The 14,583-nt window shown below is 69.5% G+C and carries 13 protein-coding genes; 1 reads left to right on the top strand and 12 read right to left on the bottom strand.

Annotated elements, in window-relative coordinates; translation table 11 throughout:
* Positions 1–3: 3 nt before the first annotated feature.
* The 12 genes from nuoL to ACH4S9_RS43320 form a co-directional block, all read right to left on the bottom strand.
* On the bottom strand, positions 4–1,899 hold the full coding sequence (gene nuoL, locus ACH4S9_RS43375) for an NADH-quinone oxidoreductase subunit L (protein WP_352133196.1): 1,896 nt from the start codon (positions 1,897–1,899) through the stop codon (positions 4–6).
* Positions 1,900–1,914: 15 nt separating this feature from the next.
* Complete coding sequence (nuoK, locus tag ACH4S9_RS43370; RefSeq protein ID WP_311726587.1) at positions 1,915–2,214, bottom strand: NADH-quinone oxidoreductase subunit NuoK; 300 nt, start codon at positions 2,212–2,214, stop codon at positions 1,915–1,917.
* On the bottom strand, positions 2,211–3,161 hold the full coding sequence (locus tag ACH4S9_RS43365; protein ID WP_398377108.1) for an NADH-quinone oxidoreductase subunit J: 951 nt from the start codon (positions 3,159–3,161) through the stop codon (positions 2,211–2,213). The genes nuoK and ACH4S9_RS43365 overlap by 4 nt, the downstream gene beginning before the upstream one ends.
* Positions 3,158–3,769, bottom strand: a complete 612-nt coding sequence (nuoI, locus tag ACH4S9_RS43360; protein ID WP_311726585.1) for an NADH-quinone oxidoreductase subunit NuoI — start codon at positions 3,767–3,769, stop codon at positions 3,158–3,160. The genes ACH4S9_RS43365 and nuoI overlap by 4 nt, the downstream gene beginning before the upstream one ends.
* Positions 3,762–5,132, bottom strand: coding sequence for an NADH-quinone oxidoreductase subunit NuoH (nuoH, locus tag ACH4S9_RS43355; RefSeq protein ID WP_311726584.1), 1,371 nt, complete (start codon positions 5,130–5,132; stop codon positions 3,762–3,764). The genes nuoI and nuoH overlap by 8 nt, the downstream gene beginning before the upstream one ends.
* A complete protein-coding gene (locus ACH4S9_RS43350) occupies positions 5,129–7,624 on the bottom strand; it encodes an NADH-quinone oxidoreductase subunit G (RefSeq protein ID WP_398377106.1) in 2,496 nt (831 codons plus the stop codon). Before ACH4S9_RS43350 ends, nuoH begins: the two co-directional genes overlap by 4 nt.
* Positions 7,621–9,003 carry an NADH-quinone oxidoreductase subunit NuoF gene (nuoF, locus tag ACH4S9_RS43345; RefSeq protein ID WP_311726582.1) on the bottom strand — a complete coding sequence of 461 codons (1,383 nt, stop codon included), beginning with the start codon at positions 9,001–9,003 and terminating at the stop codon, positions 7,621–7,623. The genes ACH4S9_RS43350 and nuoF overlap by 4 nt, the downstream gene beginning before the upstream one ends.
* Entirely contained in the window at positions 9,003–9,770 is a 768-nt protein-coding gene (nuoE, locus tag ACH4S9_RS43340) for an NADH-quinone oxidoreductase subunit NuoE (protein ID WP_398377103.1), read from the bottom strand. The genes nuoF and nuoE overlap by 1 nt, the downstream gene beginning before the upstream one ends.
* A gap of 88 nt (positions 9,771–9,858) precedes the next feature.
* Positions 9,859–11,193 (bottom strand): NADH-quinone oxidoreductase subunit D, encoded by a 1,335-nt coding sequence (locus ACH4S9_RS43335; RefSeq protein ID WP_311726580.1) that lies wholly within the window; start codon positions 11,191–11,193, stop codon positions 9,859–9,861.
* On the bottom strand, positions 11,193–11,936 hold the full coding sequence (locus tag ACH4S9_RS43330; RefSeq protein WP_311726579.1) for an NADH-quinone oxidoreductase subunit C: 744 nt from the start codon (positions 11,934–11,936) through the stop codon (positions 11,193–11,195). Before ACH4S9_RS43330 ends, ACH4S9_RS43335 begins: the two co-directional genes overlap by 1 nt.
* Positions 11,933–12,487 carry an NADH-quinone oxidoreductase subunit B family protein gene (locus ACH4S9_RS43325; protein ID WP_311726578.1) on the bottom strand — a complete coding sequence of 185 codons (555 nt, stop codon included), beginning with the start codon at positions 12,485–12,487 and terminating at the stop codon, positions 11,933–11,935. The genes ACH4S9_RS43330 and ACH4S9_RS43325 overlap by 4 nt, the downstream gene beginning before the upstream one ends.
* A 38-nt stretch (positions 12,488–12,525) precedes the next feature.
* A complete protein-coding gene (locus tag ACH4S9_RS43320; protein ID WP_311726577.1) occupies positions 12,526–12,885 on the bottom strand; it encodes an NADH-quinone oxidoreductase subunit A in 360 nt (119 codons plus the stop codon).
* Positions 12,886–13,615: 730 nt separating this feature from the next.
* Here ACH4S9_RS43320 and ACH4S9_RS43315 point away from each other — a divergent pair.
* A complete protein-coding gene (locus ACH4S9_RS43315) occupies positions 13,616–14,449 on the top strand; it encodes a C40 family peptidase (RefSeq protein WP_311726576.1) in 834 nt (277 codons plus the stop codon).
* Positions 14,450–14,583: the final 134 nt, after the last annotated feature.

Genomic DNA, 14,583 nt, shown 5'->3' with positions numbered 1-14,583 from the left:
GACTCAGACCGCCCTCATCAGCAGGGTCGCGGCGATGAGCACCGCCGTACCGCCGAACATCGAGACCGCGTACGTACGGGCGTAGCCGTTCTGGAGCTTGCGCAGCCGCCCGGAGAGGCCGCCGACCGAGGCCGCGGTGCCGTTGACCACGCCGTCGACCAGCTTGTGGTCCACATAGACCAGCCCGCGGGTGAGGTACTCGCCCGGCTTGACGAGGACGACGTGGTTGAAGTCGTCCTGCAGCAGGTCGCGCCGGGCGGCCCGGGTGAGCAGGCTGCCGCGCGGTGCGGTGCGCGGGACGGGCCGGCGCCCGTACTGCGCCCAGGCGATCGCGACGCCGATCAGCAGGACGACCATGGTCCCGGCGGTGACCGTGGCGGCGCTGAGCGGGGAGTTCCCGTGGCTGTGGCTGGTGACAGGCTCCAGCCACTTCAGGAACGCGTCGTTGAGGCTGAACAGCGCGCCCGCGAAGACCGATCCGAAGGCCAGCACGATCATCGGGATGGTCATGGACTTCGGCGACTCGTGGGGGTGCGGCTCATTGCCCTGCTCATCGGCGGCCCAGCGCTTCTCGCCGAAGAAGGTCAGCAGCATCACGCGGGTCATGTAGTACGCGGTGATCGCGGCGCCGAGCAGCGCCACGCCGCCCAGGATCCAGCCCTCCGTGCCGCCCTTCGCGAAGGCCGCCTCAATGATCTTGTCCTTGGACCAGAAGCCGGAAAGGCCCGGGAAGCCGATGATCGCGAGATAGCCGAGCCCGAAGGTCACGAAGGTGACCGGCATGTACTTCCGCAGGCCGCCGTACTTGCGCATGTCGACCTCGTCGTTCATGCCGTGCATGACCGAGCCGGCGCCGAGGAAGAGCCCCGCCTTGAAGAAGCCGTGGGTGACCAGGTGCATGATCGCGAAGACATAGCCGATCGGGCCGAGCCCGGCGGCCAGGATCATGTAGCCGATCTGCGACATGGTCGAGCCCGCCAGGGCCTTCTTGATGTCGTCCTTCGCGCAACCGACGATCGCACCGAAGAGCAGCGTCACCGCACCCACCGCGACCACCGCGGTCTGCGCGTCCGGCGCGTTGTTGAAGATCGCGCCCGAGCGGGTGATCAGATAGACGCCCGCGGTCACCATGGTGGCCGCGTGGATCAGGGCGGACACCGGGGTCGGGCCCTCCATCGCGTCCCCGAGCCAGGACTGGAGCGGCACCTGGGCCGACTTGCCGCAGGCGGCCAGGAGCAGCATCAGCCCGATGGCGGTGAGCTTGCCCTCGCCCGCGTCAGCGGCGTTGGAGAGCACCGGGGCGAAGGCGAACGTCCCGAAGGTCGTGAACATCAGCATGATGGCGATCGACAGGCCGACATCGCCGACCCGGTTGACGATGAACGCCTTCTTGGCCGCCGTGGCCGCGCTGGGCTTGTGCTGCCAGAAGCCGATGAGCAGGTACGACGCGAGGCCGACGCCCTCCCACCCCACATACAGCAGCAGGTAGTTGTCGGCGAGGACGAGCAGCAGCATCGCCGCGAGGAAGAGGTTGAGATAGCCGAAGAAGCGGCGGCGGCGCTCGTCGTGCTCCATATAGCCGATCGAATAGATGTGGATCAGGCTGCCCACACCGGTGATCAGGAGCACGAAGGTCATCGACAGCTGGTCGAGCTGGAAGGCGACGTCCGCGCGGAAGCCGCCGACCGGGATCCAGCTGAACAGATGGCTGTGCAGGGCCCGGTCGTGCTCGTCGCGGCCGAGCATGTCGGCGAAGAGCACCGCCCCGATCACAAAGGAGGCGACCGCGAGCGCGGTGCCCAGCAAGTGGCCCTTGCCGTCCAGCCGCCGCCCCCCGCACAGCAGCAGGGCCGCGCCGAGAAGCGGGGCCGCGACAAGCAATCCGATGAGGTTCTCCACGTGAACGCGACCCTTCTAGAGCTTCATCAGGCTGGCGTCGTCGACCGAGGCCGAATGGCGGGCGCGGAACACCGACACGATGATCGCGAGGCCGACCACGACTTCGGCGGCCGCGACGACCATCGTGAAGAAGGCGATGATCTGGCCGTCGAGATTGCCGTGCATCCGGGAGAAGGTGACGAACGCCAGGTTGCAGGCGTTCAGCATCAGCTCGACGCACATGAAGAGGACGATCGCGTTCCGCCGGATCAGCACGCCGGCCGCGCCGATGGTGAACAGCAGGGCCGACAGATACAGGTAGTTGACCGGATTCACTTGGCGACCCCCTTCGAGTCCTCGGGATGCTCGGCGCCGTTCGCGCCTGCGGCATTCGTGTCCGCGCCGTTCGCACTGTCGTGGCGGTCGGCGCCCTCGACGCTCTGACCGCCTCCTCGGCGCTTGGCGCCCTTGGCGCCCTTGGCGCCCCGCCCCAGCCAGCGCGCCGAGCGCTGCTCCAGGGCGGCCAGCTCGGCCAGCGCCTCCTCGGAGACGTCCCGCACCTGACCGCGGCCGCGCAGCGTCGCGTTGACCGAGAGCTCGGAGGTGGTGCCGTCGGGAAGCAGACCGGGGATGTCCACCGCGTTGTGCCGGGCGTAGACGCCGGGCGCGGGCAGCGGCGGCACCTGCTTGCCGGTGCGCACCCGCCGCTCGGCCTGCTCGCGCTGGCTGAGCGCGCGCTCGGTGCGCTCGCGGTGGGTCAGCACCATCGCGCCGACCGCCGCGGTGATCAGCAGCGCGCCGGTGATCTCGAAGGCGAAGACGTACTTGGTGAAGATCAGGGTGGCCAGACCCTCTACATTGCCGCCGGAGTTGGCCTGGCCCAGGCCGTTGAAGCTCTTCAGCGAGGCATTGCCGATCCCGGCGCACAGCAGGATGCCGAACCCGAGCCCGCACAGGGCGGCGAGCCAGCGCTGCCCCTTCAGCGTCTCCTTCAGCGAGTCGGCGGCGGTGACGCCGACCAGCATGACGACGAAGAGGAAGAGCATCATGATCGCGCCGGTGTAGACCACGATCTGGACGATGCCCAGGAAGTACGCGCCGTTGGCCAGGTAGAAGATCGCCAGGACGATCATGGTGCCGGCCAGGCACAGTGCGCTGTGCACGGCCTTGCGCATCAGGATCGTGCCCAGGGCGCCGACCACCGCCACCGTGGCGAGGATCCAGAACTGCACGGCCTCGCCGGTCGAGGTGGTGGAAGCGGCGGCGGCCAGCATGCTGCTCATGCCTGCACCCCCTCCTGCTTCTCCTCCGACGCGTCCTCGGGCGCGCCCTCAGCAGCGGTCTCGCCCTTGCTGACCGCCACCTGACGCACCGTCCCCGGCGCGGCCTCGGTCACCAGACCGCGGTAGTAGTCCTGCTCGTCCATGCCGGGGTAGATCGCGTGCGGGGAGTCGACCATGCCCTCCTCGAGACCCGCGAGCAGCTCCTCCTTGGTGTAGATGAGCGATTCGCGGGTGCGGTCGGCGAGCTCGTACTCATTGGTCATGGTGAGCGCCCGGGTCGGGCACGCCTCGACGCACAGGCCGCACAGAATGCAGCGCAGATAGTTGATCTGGTAGACGCGGCCGTAGCGCTCGCCCGGGGAGTAGCGCTCCTCGTCCGTGTTGTCCGCGCCCTCCACATAGATCGCGTCCGCCGGGCAGGCCCAGGCGCACAGCTCGCAGCCGACGCACTTCTCCAGCCCGTCCGGATGGCGGTTGAGCTGGTGGCGTCCGTGGAATCGGGGCGCGGTCGGCTTCTTCTGCTCGGGGTACTGCTCGGTGAGCCGCTTCTTGAACATGGCCTTGAAGGTCACGCCGAAGCCGGCCACCGGGTTCTGGAAGTCAGACACCGTCGGCCTCCTTTCCGTCACTGACAGTGTCGGGCCCGCCACTGACAATCAGCTCGCGGTCGTGTCGCGGGCGTCGGCGCGGTACGGGCGGCAGGGTCTGGCCGGGCAGCGGCGGCACCGGGAAGCCGCCGGCCATCGGGTCGAAGGCGGGCTCCGGGCCCCCCTCGGCCTCCGCCTCCGCCTCCCGGTCGCGGGCCTCCTTGTCGCGGAAGACGTCGACGACGAACGACAGCAGCAGGAGGACGAGGACCGCGCCGCCGACGTACAGCACGATGTCCTGGTAGTCGTAGTTCTCGTTGCGCAGCGCCCGCACGGTCGCGACCAGCATCAGCCAGACCATCGAGATCGGGATGAGCACCTTCCAGCCCAGCTTCATGAACTGGTCGTAGCGCACGCGCGGCAGCGTGCCGCGGATCCAGACGAAGGCGAACAGCAGCGACAGGACTTTGCCGACGAACCAGAGCATCGGCCACCAGCCGTGGTTGGCATCCGGCCAGAAGGTGCTGATCGGCCATGGCGCCCGCCAGCCGCCCAGGAAGAGGGTGACCGCGACCATCGAGACGGTGACCATGTTGATGTACTCGGCGAGCATGAACATCGCGAACTTGATCGACGAGTACTCGGTGTTGAAGCCGCCGACCAGGTCGCCCTCGGACTCCGGCATGTCGAAGGGGGCGCGGTTGGTCTCACCGACCATCGCGATGATGTAGATGATGAAGGAGACCGGCAGCAGCAGCGCGTACCAGCGGTCGTGCTGCGAGTTGACGATCTCGGAGGTCGACATCGACCCGGAGTAGAGGAAGACCGCCGCGAAGGACATGCCCATCGCGATCTCGTAGCTGATCATCTGGGCGCACGAGCGCAGGCCGCCGAGGAGCGGATACGTCGAGCCGGACGACCAGCCCGCCAGCACGATGCCGTAGATGCCCACCGAGGCGGTGGCCAGGATGTAGAGGATCGCGATCGGCAGGTCGGTCAGCTGCATCGTGGTGCGGTGACCGAAGATCGAGATCTCGTTGCCGGCCGGGCCGAACGGAATGACCGCGACCGCCATGAAGGCCGGGATCGCCGCGACGACCGGCGCCAGGACGTAGACCACCTTGTCCGCGCCCTTGACGACGATGTCCTCCTTCAGCATCAGCTTCACGCCGTCAGCCAAGGACTGGAGCATGCCCCAGGGGCCGTGCCGGTTCGGGCCGATGCGCAGCTGCATCCACCCGACGACCTTGCGCTCCATGACGATGGAGATCAGCACGGTCACCATCAGGAAGGCGAAGCAGAAGACCGCCTTGATCAGAACCAGCCACCACGGGTCGCGCCCGAACATCGACAGGTCTTCTGCGGCGAGGTAGCTCAGGTTCATGAGGTCACCTCCGGTTCGGTCGCGAGAGCGCTGATCTTGACCAGTTCACCGGGGCTCGCGCCCAGGTCGCGATACGCGCCGCCGCCCGTGGAGTTCAGCGGCAGCCAGACCACCCGGTCGGGCATCGATGTCACCGCCAGGGGCAGTTGGACCGCCCCGGCCGGGCCGATGACCCGGACGGTGTCCCCGTCGCCCACCCCCGCCTCCGCCGCGGTCGCCGGCGACAGCCGGGCCACCGCCGCGTGCCGGGTCGCGGCGAGCGCCGCGTCGCCCTCCTGAAGCAGGCCCTGGTCCAGCAGCAGCCGGTGGCCGGCGAGCAGCGCCTCGCCCTCGCCGGGGCGGGGCAGCGGCCCTCCGGTCTCCATCGGCCCCAGGCCGCGCGTGCCGTGCCAGGTGCCGAGACGCGTCAGCTCGGCCCGTACGGCCTGCACATCCGGCAGGTCGACCGGCACGTCCATCGCGTCGGCCAGCATGTGCAGCACCCGCGCGTCCGGAAGGACGTGGCGGCGGGTCATCTGGTCGGGCTTGATGGCCGCCTCGAACGGCCGGGCCCGCCCCTCCCAGTTGAGGAAGGTGCCCGTCTTCTCGACGACCGCCGCGACCGGCAGCACCACGTCCGCGTGCGCCGTGACCTCGGTGGGCCGCTGCTCCAGGCTGACCAGGAAGCCGACCGCCTCCAGGGCCTCGGCGGCCCGCGCGGGGTCGGGCAGATCGGCGATCTCGACGCCCGCGACCAGCAGCGCGCCGAGCCCGCCGTCGGCCGCGGCCTCGACGATCCGGCCGGTGTCGCGGCCTGCCCGGCCGGGCAGTTCGGCGACGCCCCAGACCTCGGCGGTCTCCTCGCGGGCCCGCGAGTCGGTGGCCGGGCGGCCGCCGGGCAGCAGCCCGGGGAGCGCGCCCGCCTCGACGGCGCCCCGCTCCCCCGCCCGGCGCGGGATCCAGGCCAGCGTGGCGCCGGTGGCCGCGGCGGCCCGTACGGCGGCGGTCAGCGCGCCCGGCACGGCGGCCAGCCGCTCACCAGCGATGATCACCGCACCGTCGAGGCGCAGCGCCTCGGCCGCCCGCTCCCCGTCGGAGTCCAGTCCGGTGCGGCCCGCGAGCGCGTCCAGCCACTCGGTCTCGGTGCCGGGGGCCGCGGGCAGCAGCGTGCCGCCCGCCTTGGTGAGGCCCCGGGTGGCGTGGGTGGCGAGCGAGAAGGTGCGCTGGCCGCGCTTGCGGTGGGCCTTGCGCAGCCGCAGGAAGACTCCGGGCGCCTCCTCCTCCGACTCGAAGCCGACCAGGAGGACCGCCGGGGCCTTCTCCAGCGTGGCGTACGTCAGGCCGACGCCGTCCAGGTCGCGGCCCCGGCCCGCCACCTGGGTGGCCAGGAAGTCGGCCTCCTCGGCGCTGTGCGCCCGGGCCCGGAAGTCGATGTCGTTGGTGTCCAGGGCGACCCGCGCGAACTTCGCGTACGCGTAGGCGTCCTCGACGGTCAGCCGGCCGCCGGTCAGCACACCCGCGCGGCCGCGGGCGGCGGCCAGTCCTACGGCAGCCGCCTCCAGCGCCTCGGGCCAGCTCGCGGGCGCCAGCTCGCCGGTCTCCCGGTCGCGCACCAGCGGGGTGGTGAGCCGGTCGGGCAGCTGCGCGTAGCGGAAGCCGAAGCGCCCCTTGTCGCAGATCCACTCCTCGTTGACCTCGGGGTCGTCCGCCGCGAGCCGCCGCATGACCTTGCCGCGCCGGTGGTCGGTGCGGGTCGCGCAGCCGCTCGAGCAGTGCTCGCACACGCTCGGCGAGGAGACCAGGTCGAAGGGGCGGGAGCGGAAGCGGTACGCCGCCGATGTCAGCGCGCCCACCGGGCAGATCTGGATGGTGTTGCCGGAGAAGTACGACTCGAAGGGGTCGCCCTCGCCCGTGCCCACCTGCTGAAGGGCGCCGCGCTCCAGCAGCTCGATCATCGGGTCGCCCGCGACCTGGTTGGAGAACCGGGTGCAGCGCGCGCACAGCACACACCGCTCACGGTCCAGCAGCACCTGCGGGGAGATCGGCACCGGCTTCTGGAATGTGCGCTTGCGGCCCTCGAAGCGGCTGTCGGCCTGCCCGGCGGACATGGCCTGGTTCTGGAGCGGGCACTCGCCGCCCTTGTCGCAGACCGGGCAGTCCAGCGGGTGGTTGATCAGCAGCAGCTCCATCACCCCGCGCTGCGCCTTCTCGGCCACCGGCGAGGTGAGCTGCGTCCTGACCACCATCCCGTCGGTGCAGGTGATCGTGCAGGAGGCCATCGGCTTGCGCTGGCCCTCGACCTCGACGATGCACTGGCGGCACGCGCCGGCCGGGTCGAGGAGCGGATGGTCGCAGAAGCGGGGGATCTCGATGCCGAGCAGCTCGGCCGCGCGGATCACCAAGGTCCCCTTGGGGACGGAGATCTCGATCCCGTCGATGGTCACGGAGACCAGATCCTCGCGCGGCACCGCCGCCTCTCCGCCTCCGGAGGGTGCATTGGTGGTCACGGTCATGCGGTCACCCCCAGGTGAGTGGAGCTCGGATCGTCGGCCCAGACGGTGGACTTGGCGGGGTCGAACGGGCACCCGCCGCCGGTGATGTGCTGCTCGTACTCCTCCTTGAAGTACTTGAGGGAGGAGAAGATGGGGCTGGCGGCGCCGTCGCCCAGCGCGCAGAACGACTTGCCGTTGATGTTGTCGGCGATGTCGGCCAGCTTGGCGAGGTCCTCCATGCGGCCCTTGCCCGCCTCGATGTCCCGCAACAGCTGGACCAGCCAGTACGTGCCCTCGCGGCAGGGCGTGCACTTGCCGCAGGATTCATGCGCGTAGAACTCCGTCCAGCGGGTCACCGCGCGCACCACGCAGGTCGTCTCGTCGAAGCACTGGAGCGCCTTGGTGCCGAGCATCGACCCGGCGGCGCCCACGCCCTCGTAGTCCAGCGGGACGTCCAGGTGCTCCTCGGTGAGCAGCGGCGTCGAGGAGCCGCCCGGCGTCCAGAACTTCAGCCGGTGGCCGGGGCGCATGCCGCCGCTCATGTCCAGCAGCTGCCGCAGGGTGATGCCCAGCGGGCCCTCGTACTGGCCGGGGGCCGCGACATGCCCGGACAGCGAGTAGAGCGTGAAGCCAGGGGACTTCTCGCTGCCCATCGACCGGAACCATTCCTTGCCCTTGGTGAGGATGGCGGGAACCGAGGCGATGGACTCGACGTTATTGACGACAGTGGGGCACGCGTACAGACCCTCGACCGCCGGGAACGGAGGCCGGAGCCGGGGCTGGCCGCGCCGCCCTTCCAAGGAGTCCAGCAGTGCGGTCTCTTCACCACAGATGTACGCGCCGGCCCCCGCGTGCACGGTGATGTCGAGATCGGTGAGGTCGTCCCGCCCGAGCTTCTGTCCGCGCGCGTCGGCCTTGCCGAGGTAGCCCGCCTCGTACGCCTCGCGCACGGCCTCGTGCAACCGCCGCAGCACGGGCACGACTTCGCCGCGCAGATAGATGAAGGCGTGCTGGGAGCGGATGGCGTGACAGGCGATGATCATGCCCTCGATGAGGGCGTGCGGATTGGCGAAGAGAAGGGGGATGTCCTTGCAGGTGCCGGGCTCGGACTCATCCGCGTTGACGACGAGGTAGTGCGGCTTGCCGTCACCCTGCGGGATGAACTGCCACTTCATCCCGGTGGGGAAGCCCGCCCCGCCGCGGCCGCGCAGCCCCGCGTCCTTCACCAGCGCGATCACATCGTCGGGCGGCATGGCGAGGGCCTTGCGCATGCCCTCGTACCCGTCGTGGCGCAGATAGGTGCCCAGCGTCCAGGACTTCGGGTCGTCCCAGAACGACGACAGCACGGGTGCCAGCAGCTTCTCGGGGCTGCTCTCGCCCCGCTCGACGGTCACGGTCATCACTCCCCCTCCTCAGCAACCGGGCCGGACGCCTGCTCGTCCGACGGATAGTCCGCGGACCTGGGCGATACGACCCGGCCCGGCGCGGCCTCGCCCTTGGCCAGCCGCAGCCCGACGAGCGAGGCCGGGCCGGCGCCGCCGGTCGCCTCGACCGCGCCCGGGCGCGCGTCGGGGAAGCCGGCGAGGATGCGCGCGGTCTCCTTGAAGGTGCACAGCGGAGCGCCGCGGGTCGGCTCGACCGTGCGGCCCTCCCGCAGGTCGTCGACCATCCGCTTGGCGGAGTCCACGGTCTGGTTGTCGAAGAACTCCCAGTTGACCATCACCACGGGCGCGTAGTCGCAGGCCGCGTTGCACTCGATGTGCTCGAGGGTGATCTTGCCGTCCTCGGTGGTCTCGCCGTTGCCCACGCCCAGATGGCGCTGGAGGGCCTCGAAGATCGCGTCGCCGCCCATCACCGCGCACAGGGTGTTGGTGCACACCCCCACCTGGTAGTCGCCGGAGGGGCCCCGCCGGTACATGGAGTAGAAGGTGGCGACCGCGGTGACCTCGGCGGTGGTCAGCCCCAGCACCTCGGCGCAGAACCGGACGCCGGTGCGGGTGACATGGCCCTCCTCCGACTGCACCAGGTGCAGCAGCGGCAGCAGTGCGCTGCGGCTGTCGGGGTAGCGGGCGATCACGTCCTCGGCATCCGCCTCGAGCCGCGCCCGGACCTCTGCCGGGTAGTCGGGGGCGGGGAGCTGCGGCATCCCCAGCTGTACGTCGGTCATAGCGTCTCCCCGTTCCCTTCTCCGCCCACGCGGCGCAGAGGTGCGGCCTTCGTCGTCGTCTGCGGCCCGGCGGCCGCGTGTACGTCGGTCACCGGTCGACGCCTCCCATCACGGGGTCGATGGACGCCACGGCGACGATCACGTCGGCGACCTGGCCGCCCTCGCACATCGCCGCCACGGCCTGGAGGTTGGTGAAGGACGGGTCACGGAAGTGCACGCGGAACGGGCGGGTGCCGCCGTCGCTGACCACATGTACACCGAGCTCGCCCTTGGGCGACTCGACGGCCGTGTACGCCTGTCCCGGCGGAACCCGGAACCCCTCGGTCACCAGCTTGAAGTGGTGGATCAGGGCCTCCATCGAGGTGCCCATGATCTTCTTGATGTGGTCGAGGGAGTTGCCGAGCCCGTCCGGCCCCAGCGCCAGCTGGGCCGGCCAGGCGATCTTCTTGTCCTCGACCATCACCGGCCCCGGCGCCAGCCGGTCCAGGCACTGCTCGACGATCCGCAGCGACTGGCGCATCTCCTCCAGCCGGATCAGGAAGCGGCCGTAGGCATCGCAGGTGTCGGCGGTGGGGACCTCGAAGTCATAGGTCTCGTAGCCGCAGTACGGCTGGGTCTTGCGCAGGTCGTGCGGCAGACCGGTGGACCGCAGTATCGGGCCGGTCACCCCGAGCGCCATGCAGCCGGCGAGGTCGAGATAGCCGACGTCCTGAAGCCTGGCCTTGAAGATGGGGTTCCCGGTCGCCAGCTTGTCGTACTCGGGCAGGTTCTTGCGCATCTTCTTCACGAAGGCGCGAACCTGGTCGACCGCCCCGGGCGGCAGGTCCTGGGCGAGCCCGCCGGGCCGGATGTACGCGTGGTTCATCCGCAGGCCGGTGATCAGCTCGAAGATGTCCAGGATCATCTCGCGGTCACGGAAGCCGTAGATCATGATGGTGGTGGCGCCCAGCTCCATGCCGCCGGTGGCGATCGCCACCAGGTGGGAGGAGAGCCGGTTGAGCTCCATCAGCATCACCCGGATGACCGTGGCCCGGTCCGGGATCTGCTCCTCGATGCCCAGCAGCTTCTCGACGCCCAGGCAGTACGCGGCCTCGTTGTAGAAGGGCGTCAGATAGTCCATGCGGGTCACGAAGGTGGTGCCCTGCGTCCAGTTCCGGAATTCGAGGTTCTTCTCGATGCCGGTGTGCAGATACCCGATGCCGCAGCGGGCCTCGGTGACCGTCTCGCCGTCGATCTCCAGGATGAGCCGCAGCACGCCGTGGGTGGACGGGTGCTGCGGACCCATGTTGACGATGATCCGCTCGTCGTCGGCCCGCGACGCCGCGGCCACGACCTCGTCCCAGTCGCCGCCGGTGACGGTGTAGACGGTGCCTTCGGTGGTCTCGCGCGCGGAGGCGGAGGGGGTTGCGTGGGTGGCAGACATCAGCTGTACGACCTCCGCTGGTCCGGAGCCGGGATCTGGGCGCCCTTGTACTCGACGGGGATGCCGCCGAGGGGGTAGTCCTTGCGCTGCGGGAAGCCCTGCCAGTCGTCGGGCATCATGATCCGCGTGAGCGCGGGGTGACCGTCGAAGATCAGGCCGAAGAAGTCGTACGTCTCGCGCTCGTGCCAGTCGTTGGTCGGATAGACGTCGACGATCGACGGGAGATGCGGGTCGTCGTCGGGGACGCTGACCTCCAGCCGGATCAGCCGGTTGTGGGTGATCGAGCGCAGGTGGTAGACGGCGTGCAGCTCCCGGCCCTTGTCGCCGGGGAAGTGGACGCCGCTGACGCCCGTGCACAGCTCGAAGCGGAGCGCCGGGTCGTCGCGCAGGGTCCTGGCCACCCGCGGCAGGTGCTCGCGCGCGATGTGGAAGGTCAGCTCGCCGCGGTCCACGACGGTCTTCTCGATCGCGTTCTCCGGGACCAGGGACTGCTCCTCGAGCGCGCCTTCGAGTTCGTCGGCGACTTCGTCGAACCAGCCCCCGTACGGTCGGCCGGCCGGCCCCGGCAGCCGCACCGGCCGCACCAGGCCGCCGTAGCCCGAGGTGTCCCCGCCGTTGTTGGCGCCGAACATGCCGCGCTGGACGCGGACGGGCTCGCCCTGGTCGCCCCGCCGGCCGGGGAGGTTCTCGGCGTTGAGGTCCTGATCCGGGTTGACCCCATTGGCCTTGGGCGCTTCACTCACCGCAGCAGCCCCTTCATCTCGATCGTCGGGAGTGCCTTCAGCGCCGCTTCCTCCGCCTCGCGGGCCGCGCGCTCGCGGTTCACGCCGAACTTCTCCTCGCGGATCTTCTCGTGCAGCTTGAGAATCGCGTCCAGGAGCATCTCGGGCCGCGGCGGGCAGCCGGGCAGATAGATGTCGACCGGAACGATGTGATCGACGCCCTGCACGATCGCGTAGTTGTTGAACATGCCGCCCGAGGAGGCGCACACGCCCATCGAGATGACCCACTTCGGATTCGGCATCTGGTCGTAGACCTGCCGCAGCACCGGGGCCATCTTCTGGCTGACGCGCCCGGCGACGATCATCAGATCGGCCTGTCGGGGCGAGCCGCGGAAGACCTCCATGCCGAAGCGGGCCAGGTCATAGCGCCCGGCGCCCGTGGTCATCATCTCGATGGCACAGCAGGCGAGCCCGAAGGTGGCCGGGAACACGGAGGACTTGCGCGCCAGCCCGGCCGCCTGCTCGACGGTCGTCAGCAGAAATCCGCTCGGAAGCTTGTCTTCGATACCCATGTGACGGTTCTCCTCTCACTTGGTCCCACACCGGCCACTCAGTCCCACTCCAGGCCTCCGCGCCGCCAGACATATGCGTAGGCGACGAAGACGGTGAGCACGAAGAGGAGCATCTCCACCAGCCCGAACAGCCCCATCGCGTCGAAGGTGACGGCCCAGGGATAGAGGAAGACGATCTCGATGTCGAAGACGATGAAGAGCATCGCCGTCAGGTAGTACTTGATGGGGAAGCGCCCACCGCCGGCCGGATGTGGAGTCGGCTCGATGCCGCATTCATAGGCTTCGAGCTTGGCCCGGTTGTAACGCTTGGGGCCGATGATCGCGGCCATGATGACCGAGAAGATCGCAAAGGCTGCCCCGAGGGCTCCCAGTACGAGGATGGGCGCGTATGCGTTCACCGTCCCCGCTCCCTTCAGTCGACGGTGACTGGCTGGCGGACCGTACGGACTCCCGGACCGCTCCCACGAAGATCGCGCACATGTGAGGCAGTTCACAAGCCCGTTTCGCCTGCATCCTATGCCCGCCGCTATGTGATCTGCGACACGGGGTGCAACAACGTCTTTGTGATCTCCACCACCTGACGAAGGATCATGAAGTCGGATGAGCGGTGATCTTGCACTCGAAGCATCCGATCGATCACGAGAAGTGACATAAGAATCCGTCGCCACTGGTGAGCGGCTTGCGCTCTTTACAAGCTATGGTACCTACACACAAATTTGCGATGGGCGCTCATACCTGATATGTGACAACCATGCCGTCGAGCGACCCCGCACCCGGACCGCCGCGCCGTCACCCACCCCCGCCACCCGCCCCGCGGCCCCCTTGATCACTACTACGCGCTTTCGTTCACGAGCCGGGCCGGGGAGTGAGGTATCCCACCTCGCAAAAGGTTGTGGATCTCAATTTGATCAGGATCCTTGGCATGTGGACCGGGTTGATGGTAGGCGGCGCGGGTAGCCGCCGGGGCCACAAAATGCCGTGCGTATGGGCATGATCGAAAAATTCGGACACGGCGCCGAGGGCCTCAATCAAGATCCAACACCCTCATTTCTAAGCATGTACGCGTCAAATGTGGCGCACTCCACTTTTCTTGATCCGGCCCTCCTAACCCTGATAGCGGTTGGGTCCATGTCCCAGACCGCACAGATACCCAGCCACCGGAAGCCCCGCCGTGCCGCCTCCTCCACGCGTGCACTCCGAGCCGGGGTCACCGGTGGTTTCCTGACGCTCGCGGTCGCCGGCGCCGCCGCGCCCGCCCTGGCCGCCGAGCCGTCCGCCGCCGAGTCGACGCTCGAGATGCCGACCCTCGGCTCCACCCTGGCGAGCTCCGCCGCGCAGTCCGCCGACGCCACCCAGCAGGCGGCCTCCGACTACCAGCTCCAGGCGCAGCAGGACCAGGCCGCCGCCAAGGCCAAGGCCACGGCGAAGAAGGCCAAGGCCGAGGCCGACCGCAAGGCACAGGAGGCCCGGGAGGCGGCGCGCAAGGCCGCAGCCCGCCGCGCGGCCCAGGAGAAGGCCGAGCGGGCGTCCCGCACCGCCGAGCGCACCAGCCTCAGCACCGCGTCGAGCAACAGCACCCCGTCCCCGTCGACCGCGACGAAGGCGACCGGCAACGCCGCCACGCTGATCAACTTCCTGAAGGCCCAGGTGGGCAAGGCGTACGTGCTGGGCTCCAGCGGCCCCTCCTCGTACGACTGCTCCGGCCTGACCCAGGCCGCCTTCAACCAGATCGGCATCAGCCTGCCGCGCGTGTCGCAGGACCAGTCGAACCAGGGCACCGCCGTGTCGCTGGACAACCTCCAGCCCGGCGACCTCCTCTACTGGGGCGCCCGCGGCAACGCGTACCACGTCGGCGTCTACATCGGCGGCGGCAAGTTCATCGGCGCCCAGAACCCGAGCACCGGCATCGTCGAGCGCGACCTGAGCTACGACCCGCCGTCCGGCGCCGTCCGCCTTCTCTGAGCCCTCTCACGACCCGAGCACGACCCGAGAGCGCGCCGCATGGGGCCGCCTTCCCGTACGTCCACGTCCGGGGCGGCGGCCTCATTCCGTGTCCGCGGCCCGCTTTCCCTGTCCGCGCCGGCCGGCAGCCGACC

Origin of the sequence: Streptomyces sp. NPDC021225 (assembly GCF_044332865.1) — a bacterium.
Classification (GTDB): domain Bacteria; phylum Actinomycetota; class Actinomycetes; order Streptomycetales; family Streptomycetaceae; genus Streptomyces.
Note: the sequence above shows the minus strand (reverse complement) of the source record. Positions and strands in the feature narration are given on the sequence as shown.

Bases quoted from the DNA above. Each gene is read 5' to 3' on its own strand.
- ACH4S9_RS43365 (WP_398377108.1), bottom strand. From the start codon at position 3,161: ATGAGCAGCATGCTGGCCGCCGCCGCTTCCACCACCTCGACCGGCGAG.
- nuoH (WP_311726584.1), bottom strand. From the start codon at position 5,132: ATGAACCTGAGCTACCTCGCCGCAGAAGACCTGTCGATGTTCGGGCGC.
- ACH4S9_RS43350 (WP_398377106.1), bottom strand. From the start codon at position 7,624: ATGACCGTGACCACCAATGCACCCTCCGGAGGCGGAGAGGCGGCGGTG.
- nuoF (WP_311726582.1), bottom strand. From the start codon at position 9,003: ATGACCGTGACCGTCGAGCGGGGCGAGAGCAGCCCCGAGAAGCTGCTG.
- nuoE (WP_398377103.1), bottom strand. From the start codon at position 9,770: ATGACCGACGTACAGCTGGGGATGCCGCAGCTCCCCGCCCCCGACTAC.
- ACH4S9_RS43335 (WP_311726580.1), bottom strand. From the start codon at position 11,193: ATGTCTGCCACCCACGCAACCCCCTCCGCCTCCGCGCGCGAGACCACC.
- ACH4S9_RS43325 (WP_311726578.1), bottom strand. From the start codon at position 12,487: ATGGGTATCGAAGACAAGCTTCCGAGCGGATTTCTGCTGACGACCGTC.
- ACH4S9_RS43315 (WP_311726576.1), top strand. From the start codon at position 13,616: ATGTCCCAGACCGCACAGATACCCAGCCACCGGAAGCCCCGCCGTGCC.